The sequence below is a fragment of the Selenomonas sp. oral taxon 126 genome, from assembly GCF_001683335.1.
Lineage (GTDB): Bacteria > Bacillota > Negativicutes > Selenomonadales > Selenomonadaceae > Centipeda.
Window position 1 is genome coordinate 1,889,591 of record NZ_CP016201.1, and the last position, 15,415, is coordinate 1,905,005.

Genomic DNA, 15,415 nt, shown 5'->3' on the forward strand with positions numbered 1-15,415 from the left:
CTTCCTGATCTATCCGCTCTTCTCCCTCTTTTCCTCCGCATTTCAGGATGCAATCACAGGCGAATTCACGCTCGAACACTTCACGCATTTCTTTGAGCGGAAATACTACTACCAGTCGATGATCAACAGTTTCAGTGTGACGGCGTGCGTGACCGTGCTCGCCATCATCATCGGCACGGCGCTCGCGTACTTTATGACGCTCTACCGCGTACGGTTCAAGAGCGCACTCGAGATCTGCATCATCATCTCCCTGCTCTCGCCGCCGTTCATCGGCGCGTACTCGTGGATTCTCATCGGCGGGCGCAGCGGGATTCTGACACAGTGGCTGCAAAACACGTTTCAGTACGAGTTTCCGTCCATCTACGGATTCACGGGCATCCTGCTCGTGCTGACGCTCAAGCTCTATCCGTTCATCTACCTCTATGCGGCGGGCGCGATGAAGAACATCGACGCCGCGCTCATTGAGGCGGCGGAGAGCCTTGGGTGCAGCGGTGTCCGCAAGGTGGTGACGGTCATTGTGCCGCTCATCACGCCGACGATCCTTGCGGGTGCGCTCATGGTCTTTATGAACGCAATGGCAGACTTCGGTACGCCGATGCTGATCGGCGAGGGCTTCAACGTCATGCCGGTCATGATCTATTCGGAGTTCATCAACGAGGTCGGCGATCAGGCGAATTTCGCAGCAGCGATGGCGGCGATCATGGTCGTCATCACCTCGACGATCTTCCTCCTTCAAAAGTATGTTGTGAGCCGTAAGTCCTTTACCATGAGCTCACTGCGTCCCATCGAGGTCAAGGAGATGAAGGGCACGGGCAACATCGTCATGCACGTCCTCATCTACCTCTTGGTTGCAGTCTCGATGATCCCGCAGCTCGTCGTCATCTACACCTCCTTCCTTGAAACGCGGGGTGCAGTCTTCACGGGCGGCTATTCGCTCGACAGCTATACGACGATCTTCAGCAGCCTCGGTACGGCGATCTCGAACACCTACCTGTTCAGCACGGCGGCGATCCTTGCCATCGTCTTCCTCGGTATGACGGTCGCCTATCTCACAACGCGGCGCAAGAGCGTGCTCACAGACATCATTGACACCCTCACGATGTTCCCGTACATCATCCCCGGCTCCGTGCTCGGTATCACGCTCCTCCTCGCGTTCAACGAGGAGCCGATGCTGCTCTCGGGCACGGCGCTCATCATCATCATCTCGCTCGTCATCCGTCGTCTGCCCTATACGCTGCGCTCGAGCTCGGCGATCCTCTATCAGATCAGCCCGAGCATCGAGGAGGCGTCGATCAGCCTCGGCGCATCGCCGCTCAAGACCTTCTTCAAGGTGACGGCGATCATGATGCTGCCCGGCGTCATGAGCGGGGCGATCCTCTCGTGGATTACGGCGATCAACGAACTCAGCTCCTCGGTCATCCTCTTTACGGGTGCGACGAAGACCATGTCCGTTGCAATCTACACGGAGGTCATCCGTGCGAGTTACGGCACGGCGGCGGCGCTCTCAACCATCCTCACGCTCACGACGATTGTCGCGATGGTGACCTTCTTCAAGGTCTCTGGCAGCAAGGATGTAACGCTTTAGTTTCTCAGGCGAAAGCCTTTGTCATAGATGGGTTCTGTTAAAGGAGGTCATTTCATGAAGTTCAAGAAAATCCTTGCCGTCATGGCAGCATCGCTGATGCTGGGCGGCGCCCTCACCGGCTGCGGCGGGGGAGAAAAACAGGCGGCGTCGGATGACAACTCGCTCGTCATCTATTGCCCGCATCCGCTGACGTTCATCAACCCCCTTGTCGAGGAGTTTGAGAAGCAGAGCGGTGTGAAGGTCGAGGTCATTGCAGCGGGCACGGGCGAACTCCTCAAGCGCGTCGAGTCCGAGAAGGCGAACCCCCTCGGCGATATCTTTTGGGGCGGATCGCTGAACACAATGAAGCCGAAGGCAGATCTCTTCGAGAACTACACCTCGAAGAACGAGGATCACATTCAGGCTGCGTTCAAGAACACCGAGGGGCCGATGACGCGCTTCACGGACATTCCGAGCGTCATCATGATCAACACGAATCTCCTCGGCGATGTGAAGGTTGAGGGCTATGAGGATCTGCTGAACCCTGCACTCAAGGGCAAGATTGCATTTGCCGATCCGTCGAAGTCCTCCTCGTCCTACGAGCATCTCATCAATATGCTCTATGCAATGGGGAACGGCGACCCCGACAAGGGCTGGGACTATGTGGAAAAGCTCTGCCGAAATCTTGACGGCAAGCTGCTCTCCGGCTCCTCTGCGGTCTACAAGGGCGTTGCAGACGGTGAGTATGCGGTCGGCCTGACCTTTGAAGAGGGCGGCGCGAAGTACGTTGCGGACGGCGCGCCCGTGAAGCTCGTCTACATGAAGGAAGGTGTCATCTCCAAGCCGGACGGCATCTACATCATCAAGAACGCAAAGCATATGGAGAATGCGAAGAAGTTCATCGACTTCATCACGAGCAAGGAAGCGCAGAGCATCATTACGTCATCGCTCCATCGCCGCTCCGTGCGCGATGACGTGGATCCGCCCGTCGGTCTCCTGCCGAAGGATCAGATCAAGATCATCGACGACGAGGAGCAGGTTGTCGAGAAGAACAAGAAGGCATGGCTCGACAAGTTCAAGGACATCTTCACGAGCGTGCAGTAAACTCTGCTAACGAAGGAACAATACCGGGAGGACGAGATCCTTCCGGTATTTTGTATTTGTGTGGATTCTGCTATAATGATACTGTCTTTGTGGGGGAAAGGAGGGGCATATGCGGCGTTTTCAAGATGAAGTGCGCAGTGAACTCCTCAAATATGCGCTCCTGCCGGGGCTGCTCATCGCATTCATCTGTACGGCGCTCGCCGCGCTCTATTGGGAGCGGAATGTCGCAGCGCGGACGGCGGATGAGGCACGTATGGCGGGGGAGGTCTTTACGGAGCTGACCCATGACTATGAGGCGCACGCGGCGGCAATCGCGCTGCATGGTATCGGACAGCTGCATGCGGATGGAGAAGAACGCCGCCATTTTTTTGAAAATCTGTATGCGGAGCTGAATCCGCATGGGACGTTGCCCGAGTTCTTCCTGCTTGACGGCGGGCGGCAGCTCCTTTTTCAGACGCGCGCGCATCTTCCTAGCTATCTTGCGCCGCCCACGCGGGACTGGGGCGTTCTTGCACGTATGGATGCGGCAGAGGGCTGCGTGCAGGAATTCGTCCCGCAGAGCGACCGCGACTGGGACTATGTGGTCGGGCAGGCGATTCGCGTGCCACAGACGGGAGACACGGAGGGCTATGCCGTCTTCGTTATGCCTGCACAAGAACTCGCAAAGCGCCTTCAAACGGGAGAGAAGATGCATGTTGTCATTGCGGATCACGCGGGACGCGCGCCGTTCTCTACCATGACGATCTTCCGCGATCCCGTATTCCACAAAATCGTGCCGGAACTCAGAGGGGCGCAGGGGCTTGTCGAGGTGGACGGGCAGCAGTTCTACGTGACGCAGGAGGAGGTACTGGACGGGGCGTTCACCGTCTATGCGATCCTGCCCGTCGGCAGCCGCATTGCGCAGTTTGCAACGGGCGCCGCGATTCTCCTTGCGGTGCTCCTCCTCATGATTCCGTTCATCTTCTTCCGCGTGCGGCGCGAGATGGCGGAGAAGACGCGCGCGATGGATGAGATCGTCGACGCGTTCCGTGCCGTACGGCACGGGCATCTGGATCGCGAACTCGTCATTCGGACAGGCAACGAGTTCGAGGAGATCGCAGGCGAGTACAACCGCATGGTGCGGAGCCTCGTGCAGCTCATGGAGGAAAATGAGGAAAAGGCGCGCGTGAGCGTCATTTCGGAGGTGCGCCAGCTCGAGTCTCAGTTCAATCCGCACTTTCTCTTCAACACGCTTGAGAATATTAAGTTTATGACAAAGCTCGACCCCGACGCGGCAATGCGTATGATTACGGCGCTCTCCGCGCTTCTGCGCTACAGCATCGACAGCCGCGTGCAGCGTGTGACGCTCGCAGAGGATATCCGTCACCTCGGCAGCTACATCGAGATTCAGCGGCAGCGCTTCGGTGCGCGTCTGGACTATCGGCAGGAGATTGCGGAGGAGGCAGAGGCGTGTCTTGTGCCGAAACTCCTCCTGCAGCCCGTCGTGGAGAATGCCATCCACTACGGCGCGGATGGAGAGGGGGAGATTCACATTCGCACGCAGATCAGCGTTACAGATGGACAGCTCCGTATTGTCATCGAGGATGCGGGAGCGGGCATGGATGAGGAGACGCTGCACCGTCTGCGCACGATGATGACGCGCGGGGAGAATCGCTCTGTGCACACGGGGATCTACAATATTCATCGCCGCATTCAGCTGCTCTATGGAATGGAGTACGGTATGGAAATCTCGCGGCGAACAGAGGGCGGCACGCGCGTTGCAATGGTGCTTCCTGCGGACGATGGAAAGGGGGCTGAGTGAAATGCTGCGCGTTCTCATTGTCGAGGATGAGGAGATCATCCGACGCGGCCTCCTCGCTACAATCGACTGGGCGGGGATGGGCTGCCGCATCGTGGGAGATGCGCCTGACGGCAAGGTTGGGCTGGAACTTCTGCGCACGGAACGCCCCGATGTCGTTCTGACGGATATCCGCATGCCGCGCATGGATGGCATCGAGATGGCGGAGGCGGCGCGCGCGGAGGGAATCCTGCCGCAGCTTGTCTTTCTTACAAGCTATGCCGAGTTCGACTATGCGCAGCAGGCACTCCGCCTCCAAGCGGCGGACTATCTGCTGAAGCCCGTGGATGAGGCGGAGCTTGCCGCGCTGATGCAGAGGCTTGCCGCTTCGGGAAGCGGCACGGATGATGCGGAGGTACGCGTGGAGGGCGTTGACTGGGCGCGCTATCTCGGGGACGCATCCCTCAATCCCTATGTGCGGCACGCGATGGAGCGGATTCGTGCGGACTATCGCGAGAAACTCAGCATCGAAGTTCTCGCCGAGGAGGCGGGCGTGAGCGCGAGCTATCTCAGCCGCAAGTTCAAGGAGGCGGCGGGGCAGACCTTCCTCGAGCTCCTGACGCGCGAGCGTTTGCAGAATGCCATTGTGCAGCTTGCATCGGGGAAGTATCGCGTCTACGAGGTCGCCGAGGAGAATGGCTTTGGCGACTACAAGAATTTTTGCAGCGTGTTCAAGAAGTATATGAAGTGTTCGCCGCGTGAGTTTTTGCAGCAACCGAAGTGAATGCTGCTGTGAGGCATACGAAAAATCTCCCAAGGCTTTTTTGCCTCGGGAGATTCGCTGTATTGGGGAGAAATTTACGCTTCGGGGAATGCGACAACGAGGAGCATTTTGAACGGTGCTTCCTTCGCTGCATACACCGAGTGCGGATGATTTGCCGGCATGACGATGCTCTCGCCCGCCTTCAGCGCATAGGTCTCGTCGTCAATCTTGATGACGCCTTCGCCGTCGAGTGCCGTAACGAGCGCGTCGCCCTTCGACTCATGCGTGCTGATGCCCTCGCCCTGCGCGAAGGCGAAGAGGGTGATGCCGAGTCCCTTGTTCTGGACGAGCGTCTTGCTGACGACCTGTCCCTCCGCATATGCGACCTGATCTTTGAGTGCAAGTGCCTGTGCGTGCGCGATATTGTTTAGGATTGCCATAGTTGTTTCCTCCTTCTTGTACGTCTTGAGTTTTTCTGTGTATAGAATACACGGAATCTGTCGAAAAGAATGTGATTCAAGCCACAGTTTTGGATGAAATCAGGTATTTGCCTCAATCTTTTCGATGATGAGACGCTGCACCCACTCGGGCGGCATGCGGCGTCCCGCATTCCACTCTTGCACCGTCCGATAGGGCGCGCCGAGGAGATCGGCGAGCTTCTTGATGTTCAGCCCCGCCTTTTGACGCGCGTACTTGATGGGATTGTTCTCGCGCTCGATGACGGCGCGATAGGCATCCGTGTCGGCGGCGATGAGATTGACGAAGCCGCCGGCGGGGGCTTTCAACTGGTCGAGCGGCGTGGGGGTGGGCATATTCCGCCCGTCCTGCTCGGCAGACCATGTTGTCAGTCCGAGAAAATCCGCCGCCATTTCAATCGCATCGGAAATATTATCTCCCTGCGTAGCACCTTCCAAATCGGGAAATGTAACTTCATAGCCGCCTTCCTCTGCGGGGGTAAAAAAAGCGGGAAAAACATATTTTGCCATGAGATGACCTCCTATTTCAGTCCTGCCTGTTTCATGATGGCTTCGAGTGTGCCTTTCTTTAGCTCTTGTGCATCATGGCGCGGAACTTGGAAAACTTTTCCTGTCTCAGGATTAAACCAGTTATCATGACGACTGCCGTGCGTTTCAAAACGGCAGCCCAGACTCTTCAGCAGACGTTTGAATTCGGAAATTTTCATCACGCACCTCTTTCTCTTAGTTAAAGATACACTGATTGTGTATCTTTGTCAATATCAACGGCAATGTGTATATATTTTCTTGCTTGAATTTTACAAATTCTTTCATCTTTTCGCAAAACATATCTTTTTCAGTTGTCAAAACGCGTGTGTTGTCCTATAATAGCGGATAGATTGTTTTAGGATAGTAGAATTTCGAGAAAGGAGGATGAATATGGCGTTGGATCGGAATGGTGTGATTACTGAGGTACGCAAGATTGCCGAGGCACCGATGACCTACGAGGGGCTGAAGGAAAAGGCAAATGTCTTCCTTGGAGCTGTGGACACGGCAGAGGAGAAAACTTCGTTCTATGCCCTGCTTGAGGAGATCAAGAGCGACATGCTGACGATCGATCAGCTCATCAGCTTCACGGAGTCGCCCGACGGCGTTGCCGTCTTTGGTGAGAAGAAGGCGAGCGGTCTTGCGATTGCAGCGAAGAAGGCGAAGGAGCAGGGCGAGACAACCTGTATCTGCCCCGCATGCCAGGCGTGCAAGGCAGTCCTCGAGAATCAGGCGGCGATTGCCTCATAAGGATGGAATTAGGAAAGGAGCTGTTGCACGAATCGCTTCGTGTGACGGCTTTTTTGATGAGAAGGTGAACATATGACCGTGGCTGATGTCTATATCAACATTCCGGTCAAGAGTATTGCACAGGAGTTCACCTATCGTCTGCCGGAGTCGCTCGCGCAGGTTGATGCGGGCTGGCGCGTCTTTGTTCCGTTCGGCAATGTCCGCAAGGAGGGCTTCGTCACCTGCGTGCGCCCGTACGCTCCTGCGCGTGACGGGGCACACGCGCTGAAGGAAATCATCGAGGCGGTGGATGAGGAGGCGTGGTTCTCGCCGCAGCTCCTCGCTGCAGCGCAGGAACTCGCCGCGTTCTACCTCTGCTCAGCAGCGGAGATCATGCGTCTCTTCATGCCGGGCAAGAGTGGTCTGCGCATCTTCCCCGTCTATCGTGCAGCGGAGGATGCGGACGAGGCGCATCCACTGCTCGCCGATTGCAACGCGAACGCCGTCTATCGCTATCTTTCTGAGAACGGTGCGCGGCGTATGACGGAGCTGCGGCGCACACTGCCCTCCACTCCGGTGGAGGAGTGTGTGGAAAAACTCCTGCGCTATCATCTCGTGCGCAGGGAGTATCATGCGGATCGCCGCGACAAGGCTCGCTACGAGAAGTATTATACGGCGGGCGCAATCACGGACGAGCTGCTTGCGGGATTTTCCCGAAAACCCGCGCAGGCGCGGGCGCTTGCGCTCTTTCGGGAGCGGGAGGAATATGCGCGCGCGGAACTCGACGAGAAGGGCATCTCGCCCGCGACGATCAAGAATCTCGTTGTCGCAGGTCTTCTGACGGAGCATCTGCGGCGCAGACTGCGCAATCCCTACGGAACGGGTGTGGGAGCAGCGCGGGCAGATGAGCTGACACAGGCGCAGCGCGCGGCTGTCAAAGCGCTGCGTGAGGGCGTTGATGGCGGTGGCTATCAGGGCTTTCTGCTGCACGGCGTCACGGGCAGCGGCAAGACGCGCGTCTACATCGAGACGGCGCGCGCCGTGCGCGCACGCGGACGGCAGGTCGTCGTGCTCGTGCCCGAGATTGCACTCACGGGGCAGCTCATCACGGCGTTTCAGGAGGTCTTTGCAGATGACATCGTCGTCCTGCACAGTCAGCTCTCGCTCGCGGAGCGCAACGATTCGATTTTCCGCGTGCGGCGCGGCGACGCGGGCATCATTATCGGCGCGCGCTCGGCGCTCTTCACGCCCGCCAACGACGTTGGCGCAATCATCCTCGACGAGGAACAGGATATGTCCTACAAGCAGGATGAGTCGCCGCGCTATCACGCGCGCGTGGTCGCGGAGATTCTCGCGCGGCGGCACGGCGCAATCCTCGTCCTCGGCAGTGCGACGCCATCGCTCGAGTCCTATGCGCGCGCGCAGGCGGGGGAGCTGACCTTCCTCGCGATGCCGGAGCGCATCGGCAGCCAGCCGTTGCCGCAGGTGCGCGCGGTCGATATGCGCGAGGAGTTGCGGCGCGGGCGGCGCACGATCATCTCACGCGCCCTGCGCGAACTGCTCACGGAGACGCTTGCGCGCCATGAGCAGGCAATCATCATGCTGAATCGGCGCGGCTACTCGACCTTCATCATGTGTCGCTCCTGCGGGGCGGTCATCACCTGCGCGGACTGCGGTCTGCCGCTCGTCTACCACGCGAACGGCGCGCTCGTCTGCCATCACTGCGACCTGCGCGCCGCCGTGCCCGAGACTTGCCCGAAATGCGGCAGCCGCTACATCAAATACTTCGGCTCGGGGACGGAAAAGCTCGAGGAGGAGCTGGGGCAGCTGCTCCCGGCAGCGCGCCTTGTGCGCATGGATCGCGATACGACGGGACGTAAATTCGCGCATACGGAGATTCTGACGCAGTTTCGCAGGCGCAACTTCGACATCCTCCTCGGCACGCAGATGGTTGCAAAGGGACACGACCTGCCCGGCGTGCAGGCGGTTGGCATCATCAGTGCCGATGCGAGTCTGAATCTGCCCGATTTCCGCGCGGCGGAGCGCTGCTTCATGCTCATCACACAGACGGCAGGGCGTGCGGGGCGCCACGGTGCACGCGGTGAGGTCATCGTGCAGACGTACAATCCCGAGCACTATGCTGTGCAGGCGGCGCTGCGGCAGGACTACGAGGCGTTCGCCGTGCAGGAACTTGAACGCCGCCGCGAGCTCTTCTATCCGCCGTTCAGCCGCCTCGTAAAGCTCCTCTTTCACGATCCGAACCGTGAACGCGCATGGGGCGAGGCAAACGCCTTTGTGACGGCCTTCCAATCGGCGTTTGCGAAGGAGGCCGGCTGTATGGCAATCGGGCCGTCGCCCGCATTGATCGAGCGGGAGCGCGGCAGATACCGCTTTATCGTCCTCATCAAAACGACTGCGCTCGCGAATGTGCAGGAGTATTTGCGCGCACATGAGATTCATCTGCGCGATGATATTGCGATTGATATCGACCCCATCGCGATTTTTTGAGAAATAATAGAAAAAACTATTGAATATAATTGGAAATCCTGTTAATCTGAAAACAGAAGGAAGACGGATGAAAGGAATCGCTGATAAAATGAAATCCGTCATTTATCAGTGCTTCCGACATGCGAAGCGGCACGAATCTTTTTTCCTTGGAGCAATGGAGGCATCCTATGGTGACGATTTTCGGGCGGGCGAAGATCAATCTGACGCTCGACATTCTGGGACTCAGGGAGGACGGGTATCACGAGATTGCAACCGTGATGCAGTCCCTCGCACTCGCAGACACGCTTACGCTCACGCAGCAGGAGGAGGGAATTACGCTGCGTGTAGACCTGCCGGGACTCGAGGCGGATGAACGCAATCTCGCCCATCGCGCGGCGGATCTCGTCATGAGCGAGTGCGGCGTGCGCGGCGGTGTCCATATCGACATTACAAAGCGAATCCCCGTCGCTGCGGGGCTTGCGGGCGGTAGTGCCGACGCGGCGGCGACGCTGCGCGGGATGAACGAACTCTATGCACTCAACCTCTCGGATGAGGAACTTTGCAGACTTGGCGCCAAACTTGGCTCCGACATTCCCTTTTCCATCATGGGCGGTACCGTCCTTGCGACGGGGCGCGGCGAGATCATGCAGCATCTCGCGGATTTCCCCGCCACCCATGTCGTGCTTGCAAAGCCTCCGGTCGCCGTCTCAACGCCGTGGGCATATCGCAGCTATGACGCCCATCCGGCGGAGGTTCATCCGGACAATGCGGCGTTCTTGGAGGCGCTTGCGCGCGGAGATCGCGCACGCTGCGCAGAGCTGATCTGCAATGTGCTCGAGCCTGTGACAGAGACAACGCATCCCGTGATCGGTGACTATCGTGCGCGCATGCGTGCACACGGTGCGCTCTGCGCGATGATGTCGGGCAGCGGCCCGACGGTGTTCGGTCTCTTTGCAGAGGAGGGCGCTGCGGCAGAGGCGGCAGCCGCGTTCCAAGAGGAGACGGATGCCGATGTCCATCTGACGCATACTGTGGGCAGGTACGGAGTGTAGCAGGAGAACCAGAGGGATCAATATGCAAGGAAAACTATCACCGGTTGTTGTAAACAGTTACCAGCCGCTTCGCGAGATTGTCTGTGAGGTGCTGCGCGATGCCATTCGCGGGGGGATTCTGAAGCCCGGTGAATGGCTGAAGGAAAACGACCTCGCAGATGAACTGCTCGTCAGCCGCACGCCTGTGCGCGAGGCAATCCGCAAGCTCGAGCAGGAGGGCTATGTCGTCACCGTGCCGCGCCGCGGCGCCTATGTGGCGAGCGTATCCATCCGCGACATCAACGAGATCTTTGAGATCCGCGCTGCACTCGAGGCGCTTGCCTGCGAGCTGGCGGCGGAGCGGATCACCGATGAGGAGCAGGAGCGCCTTGAGCGTCTCCTCGTTGCCATCGGGCGCGCCATCGAGGAGCATGACATGGAGCGCATCGTCAGAACGGACATCGAGTTCCACGAGCTCCTGTATCAGGCGGCACGCAACGAGCGGCTGCTTGCAATCATCGGCAATCTGCGCGAGCAGCTCACGCGCTTTCGTACAATCTCTATGTCCTATCCGGGGCGTCTCAAGGCGACGCTCGAGGAGCACCGCGCAATCGTGGATGCGATTGGTTCGGGCGATGCGCGCTATGCGCGCAAGGTGGGCGCAAAGCATATGGAGAACTCGGAACAGACCCTGCTCTATGCCATCGAGGAGCAGGAGAAAAAAACGGGAACGACGATCATCAAACGCAAGCATAAAAAGAGTAAGGAAGACGCCGAGTAGGCGCTTCCGGAGAACGGGAGGAGCATAATGTTGGATTTTGTTACGGTTATTTTGGCAGCTGGTAAGGGGACGCGTATGAAGTCGAAGCTGCCGAAAGTCCTGCATCGTGCGGCGGGGAAATCCATGCTGCAGCACGTCATTGACGCAGCGGATGCAGCGGGGGCGCGGCGCAACATCGTCGTCACAGGGTTTGGCGGCGATGTCGTGCGCGAAGCAATCGGAGACAGCGTGGAGTATGTGGAGCAGCGCGAGCAGCTCGGGACGGGGCACGCCGTTCTGCAGACGAAGGAGCTGCTCGCAAAGGAACACGGGACGATCATGGTGCTCTGCGGAGATACGCCGCTCCTGACGGCGGAACTCCTTGCGCGCTTCCACGAGGAGCATGTACACGCAGGTGCAAAGGCGACTGTCCTCACGGCGATTATGCCGAACGCAAAGGGCTATGGACGCATCGTCCGCCGCGAGAGCGGCGAGGTGCTCAAGATTGTCGAGCACAAGGACGCAACGCCCGAGGAGCGCGAGATCCATGAGGTCAATGCGGGCATCTACTGCTTTGACGCGCAGGCGCTCTTTGCAGCTCTTTCAAAGGTGACAAATGACAATGCACAGGGGGAGTACTATCTTCCCGATGTCCTCAGCATTCTGCGCGATGCGGGCGAGAAAATCTGGGCGGTTATCGCGGACAACTATGAGAGCACGCTCGGCATCAATTCGCGCAGTCAGCTCGCCGTCGCGGAGCGCATCCTGCGCCGCCGCAAGGTCGAGGAGCTGATGGCGGACGGCGTGACGATCATCGATCCGCATACGACGTTCATCGACGCGGAGGTGCGCGTCGGCATGGACACGGTCATCTATCCGTTCACCTTCCTCGAGGGGCTCACGGTGATCGGTGAGGACTGCGTGATCGGGCCCAATGTGCGCTTTCAGGACATGGTCATCGGCGACAATGTCAAGGCGCACTATGTCTATGCACATGATGCCGAGGTTGAGAGCGGAACGGATCTTGGTCAGTTCAACCACATCCGTCCGGACAGCCACATCAGCGCGGGCGTGAAGATTGGCAATTTCGTCGAGGTCAAGAACTCGAACATCGGCGAGGGCTCGAAGCTGCCCCATCTTTCCTATATCGGGGACTGCGATATGGGCGCGCACGTCAACATGGGCTGCGGCACGATCACGGTCAACTACGATGGGAAGCAGAAGTTCCGCACGCATATCGCGGACAATGCCTTTGTCGGCTGCAACTCGAACCTCGTCGCCCCCGTCACCGTCGGCGATGGTGCCTATGTCGCCGCCGGCTCGACCATCACGCGCGACGTACCCGCAGGCACGCTCTCCGTGGCGCGCGCGCGGCAGAAGGAGATCGAGGGCTGGCACGATAAACGGAAATGAGGTGCGGTCTGAACCCCGCATATGGTTCTGAACACTGTGAAAAAGACAGGCAACGCTCTTCCAAAAAACCATCGTGCGTGTTATACTATGAATAGTTCTTGTGTATTCTATTTATAGTGACACATCTGGTTTTTAGGAGGAACATAGAGATGAGTTTTCCGACCGACAACGTGTGCATCCTGACGGGGAATGCCAATCCACAGTTGGCAAAGGATATTGCGGAACGTATCGGCATACCGCTCTGCGAGGCTTTCGTCGGACAGTTCAACAACGGCGAGATCCAGGTGATGATCGAGGAGAGCATTCGCGGCAAGGATATCTTCATCATCCAGTCGACGAGCTTTCCCGTCAACGACAACCTCATGGAACTGCTGATTCTCACAGATGCGTGCAAGCGTGCATCTGCGCACAGCATTACAGCGGTTGTCCCGTACTACGCCTACGCGCGTCAGGATCGTAAGACGCGCGGGCGCGAGCCGATCTCGGCGAAGCTCGTTGCAAATCTCATGACGACAGCGGGTGTGACCCGCGTTGTCACGGTCGATCTCCATGCGGGACAGATTCAGGGATTCTTCGATATTCCCGTGGATCATCTTGCTGCCGCTCCCGTGCTTGCCGGTTACTTCCGCGAGCAGGAGATTGAGGATCTCGTCGTTGTCTCGCCCGACCTCGGTGGTGTCACGCGAGCGCGCATCATGGCGGACTTCCTCCGTGCACCGATTGCCATCATTGAGAAGCGGCGTCCCTGTCCGGGCTGCGCGGAGGTCATGAACCTCATCGGTGAGGTCGAGGGGAAGACAGCACTCCTCATCGACGATATTGTCGATACGGCGGGATCTCTCTGCGAGGGGGCAAAGGCGCTCAAGGAGCGCGGAGCAAAGCGCGTGTTGGCGGCATGCTCGCATGCGATCCTGAGCGATCCCGCAGTCGAGCGGCTCAACGCCTCCGTCATTGACCAGCTGGTCATCACCGATTCGATCCCGCTTCCACCGGAGAAGCAGTCCGATAAACTCGTTACACTCTCGCTTGCACAGTCCCTTGCGGATGTCATTGTGCGCATTCAAAGTCATCGTTCGGTGAGCCTGCTCTTCAATCATCACTAAGCAAGTTCCCCGCAGACAGAGAAAGAGACGTCGAAGGGGCGTCTCTTTTTTCGTACATTTTGTAGGAGTATGTTATGCATGTCATCATCATCGGTTCCGGTCCTGCGGGCGTCTCCGCTGCACTCTATGCACGGCGTGGCGGTGCGGATGTGACTGTCATCTCGAAGGGGGCGGGCGGTCTGACCACGGCAGAGTGGGTCGAGAACTACTACGGCTTTGCGGAGCCGATCTCCGGCGCAGAGCTAGAGCAGCGCGGCATCGCAGGGGCAGAGCGGCTCGGTGTCCGCTTTGAGACAGATGAGGTGCTTGCCGTTTTGCCTGTGGAGGAGGGGCGGGGCTTTCGACTTGAGGCGGCGTGCAGAACGTATGCAGCGGATGCTGTGATCCTTGCGGCAGGGGCGTCGCGCAAGACACTCTCCATTCCGGGCCTCAGGGACTTCGAGGGGCGCGGCGTGAGTTACTGCGCGATCTGCGACGCATTCTTTTATCGCGGGAAAAAGGTCGCGGTCATCGGGGCGGGTGACTATGCCCTGCACGAGGCAGAGATCCTGCGTCCGCATGCCGCACAGCTTTCCCTGCTGACGAACGGGGAGGAGCCCTCCGTTGCGATTTCGGATGGTATTGCCGTGCAGACGCAGAAGATTGTCCGCATCGAAGGGGCGCGCCGCGTGCAGCACATCGTCTTTGATGATGAGACAGGCATGGATGTGGATGGCATCTTTATGGCGATCGGCACAGCGGGGAGCATGGAGCTGGCGCGCAAACTCGGAGTCGTGCTCAGCGATGGGAAAATTGCTGTGGGCAAGCATATGGAGACGAATGTGCCGGGCGTCTATGCTGCGGGGGACTGTACGGGCGGACTGCTGCAGATTGCAAAGGCTGTCTATGAGGGCGCTGAGGCGGGACTTGCCGCCGTGCAATATCTGCGCAAGCAATAGAAACTATTCTGGGGGAGAGAAGGGGGGACGGAGATGAAGGCGCATAGTACAGATAGCGGAAATTTTCGAGAGTATATGGATCAATTTGCGTTGTGGAGCGCACTTACACCGCAGCAGCGGGATACGTTGGCTGCGCATACGCGTTTTGTCCGCTATAAGAAGGGGACATCTGTTCATCGTGGTTCGCTTGGCGGCGCGGGGACGCTGCACATCATATCCGGTACGCTGCGCGTCTATACCCTCTCTGAGGAAGGTCGTGAGTTCACGCTCTACTTCCTGCGTGACGGAGATGTTGCCCTTCTTGCAAGTACGTCCTTTCTGGGAACCATCTCTTACGACATCGCTATTGATGCGACCAAGAATACGGAGCTCTTTGTCTCGGATACGGAGACCGTGCGGGAAATTCTCTGTGCAAATGTCGAAGTGCGTGCGCATGCCTATGAGCACGCCGTTGTGCGCCTGTCCGAAATGCTGTGGAAATTCCATCAGATGCTTTTCACCTCGGCGGAGCGGCGGCTTGCTAAATTTCTGCTCGCGGAATCTGCGCGTACTGCGGGCGATGAAATCCGCCTGACGCATGAGGAGACAGCGCAGTATCTCGGCACGGCACGGGAGGTTGTCAGCCGCCTCATGCGCGAGTTCAGTCAGGAGGGACTGGTACAGACCTCCAGGGGCTGCATCCACATACTTGATCGTGCAGCACTTCAGGAGCGTGCAGGTGCTTGATTGTCTTTCTTTGGAGGAG

At 58.4% G+C, this 15,415-nt stretch carries 15 protein-coding genes; 12 read left to right on the forward strand and 3 right to left on the reverse strand.

The genetic code is table 11. The features are described from left to right. From AXF19_RS08545 to AXF19_RS08560, 4 genes are all read left to right on the forward strand, one after another. The coding region (locus tag AXF19_RS08545; RefSeq protein ID WP_237141556.1) for an ABC transporter permease at positions 1-1,585 on the forward strand (1,585 nt) is incomplete at its 5' end. Between the two features lie 54 nt (positions 1,586-1,639). Further along, positions 1,640-2,668 (forward strand): ABC transporter substrate-binding protein, encoded by a 1,029-nt coding sequence (locus AXF19_RS08550; RefSeq protein ID WP_066847665.1) that lies wholly within the window; start codon positions 1,640-1,642, stop codon positions 2,666-2,668. A gap of 109 nt (positions 2,669-2,777) precedes the next feature. Next, positions 2,778-4,469 carry a sensor histidine kinase gene (locus AXF19_RS08555; RefSeq protein WP_066847667.1) on the forward strand — a complete coding sequence of 564 codons (1,692 nt, stop codon included), beginning with the start codon at positions 2,778-2,780 and terminating at the stop codon, positions 4,467-4,469. Between the two features lies 1 nt (position 4,470). Beyond that, positions 4,471-5,229, forward strand: coding sequence for a response regulator transcription factor (locus AXF19_RS08560; RefSeq protein WP_066847670.1), 759 nt, complete (start codon positions 4,471-4,473; stop codon positions 5,227-5,229). A gap of 74 nt (positions 5,230-5,303) precedes the next feature. Here AXF19_RS08560 and AXF19_RS08565 read toward each other — a convergent pair whose 3' ends face one another. The 3 genes from AXF19_RS08565 to AXF19_RS08575 form a co-directional block, all read right to left on the reverse strand. Next, positions 5,304-5,648: a cupin domain-containing protein gene (locus AXF19_RS08565; RefSeq protein ID WP_066847673.1), complete on the reverse strand. Its 345-nt coding sequence runs from the start codon at positions 5,646-5,648 to the stop codon at positions 5,304-5,306. Between the two features lie 99 nt (positions 5,649-5,747). Further along, entirely contained in the window at positions 5,748-6,194 is a 447-nt protein-coding gene (locus tag AXF19_RS08570; RefSeq protein ID WP_066847676.1) for a type II toxin-antitoxin system HicB family antitoxin, read from the reverse strand. 11 nt (positions 6,195-6,205) lie between these two features. Continuing rightward, a complete protein-coding gene (locus AXF19_RS08575) occupies positions 6,206-6,391 on the reverse strand; it encodes a type II toxin-antitoxin system HicA family toxin (protein WP_066847679.1) in 186 nt (61 codons plus the stop codon). A gap of 211 nt (positions 6,392-6,602) precedes the next feature. On the opposite strand from AXF19_RS08575, the gene AXF19_RS08580 reads away from it, so the two are divergent. The 8 genes from AXF19_RS08580 to AXF19_RS08615 all read left to right on the forward strand — a co-directional run bounded on the left by AXF19_RS08580 (position 6,603) and on the right by AXF19_RS08615 (position 15,396). Next, on the forward strand, positions 6,603-6,959 hold the full coding sequence (locus AXF19_RS08580; RefSeq protein ID WP_066847682.1) for a hypothetical protein: 357 nt from the start codon (positions 6,603-6,605) through the stop codon (positions 6,957-6,959). Positions 6,960-7,031: 72 nt separating this feature from the next. After that, a complete protein-coding gene (priA, locus tag AXF19_RS08585) occupies positions 7,032-9,446 on the forward strand; it encodes a replication restart helicase PriA (RefSeq protein ID WP_066847685.1) in 2,415 nt (804 codons plus the stop codon). 167 nt (positions 9,447-9,613) lie between these two features. Then, complete coding sequence (gene ispE / locus AXF19_RS08590) at positions 9,614-10,477, forward strand: 4-(cytidine 5'-diphospho)-2-C-methyl-D-erythritol kinase (RefSeq protein ID WP_066847687.1); 864 nt, start codon at positions 9,614-9,616, stop codon at positions 10,475-10,477. A gap of 22 nt (positions 10,478-10,499) precedes the next feature. Then, positions 10,500-11,237, forward strand: coding sequence for a GntR family transcriptional regulator (locus tag AXF19_RS08595; protein WP_066847689.1), 738 nt, complete (start codon positions 10,500-10,502; stop codon positions 11,235-11,237). 27 nt (positions 11,238-11,264) lie between these two features. After that, positions 11,265-12,629 carry a bifunctional UDP-N-acetylglucosamine diphosphorylase/glucosamine-1-phosphate N-acetyltransferase GlmU gene (gene glmU, locus AXF19_RS08600; RefSeq protein ID WP_066847691.1) on the forward strand — a complete coding sequence of 455 codons (1,365 nt, stop codon included), beginning with the start codon at positions 11,265-11,267 and terminating at the stop codon, positions 12,627-12,629. 149 nt (positions 12,630-12,778) lie between these two features. Next, the gene (locus tag AXF19_RS08605; RefSeq protein ID WP_066847694.1) at positions 12,779-13,732 is read left to right on the forward strand and encodes a ribose-phosphate diphosphokinase; all 954 of its coding nucleotides are present in this window, start codon (positions 12,779-12,781) and stop codon (positions 13,730-13,732) included. A gap of 74 nt (positions 13,733-13,806) precedes the next feature. Then, positions 13,807-14,670 carry an NAD(P)/FAD-dependent oxidoreductase gene (locus AXF19_RS08610; RefSeq protein ID WP_066847697.1) on the forward strand — a complete coding sequence of 288 codons (864 nt, stop codon included), beginning with the start codon at positions 13,807-13,809 and terminating at the stop codon, positions 14,668-14,670. Between the two features lie 33 nt (positions 14,671-14,703). Next, positions 14,704-15,396 carry a Crp/Fnr family transcriptional regulator gene (locus AXF19_RS08615; RefSeq protein ID WP_066847700.1) on the forward strand — a complete coding sequence of 231 codons (693 nt, stop codon included), beginning with the start codon at positions 14,704-14,706 and terminating at the stop codon, positions 15,394-15,396. Positions 15,397-15,415: the final 19 nt, after the last annotated feature.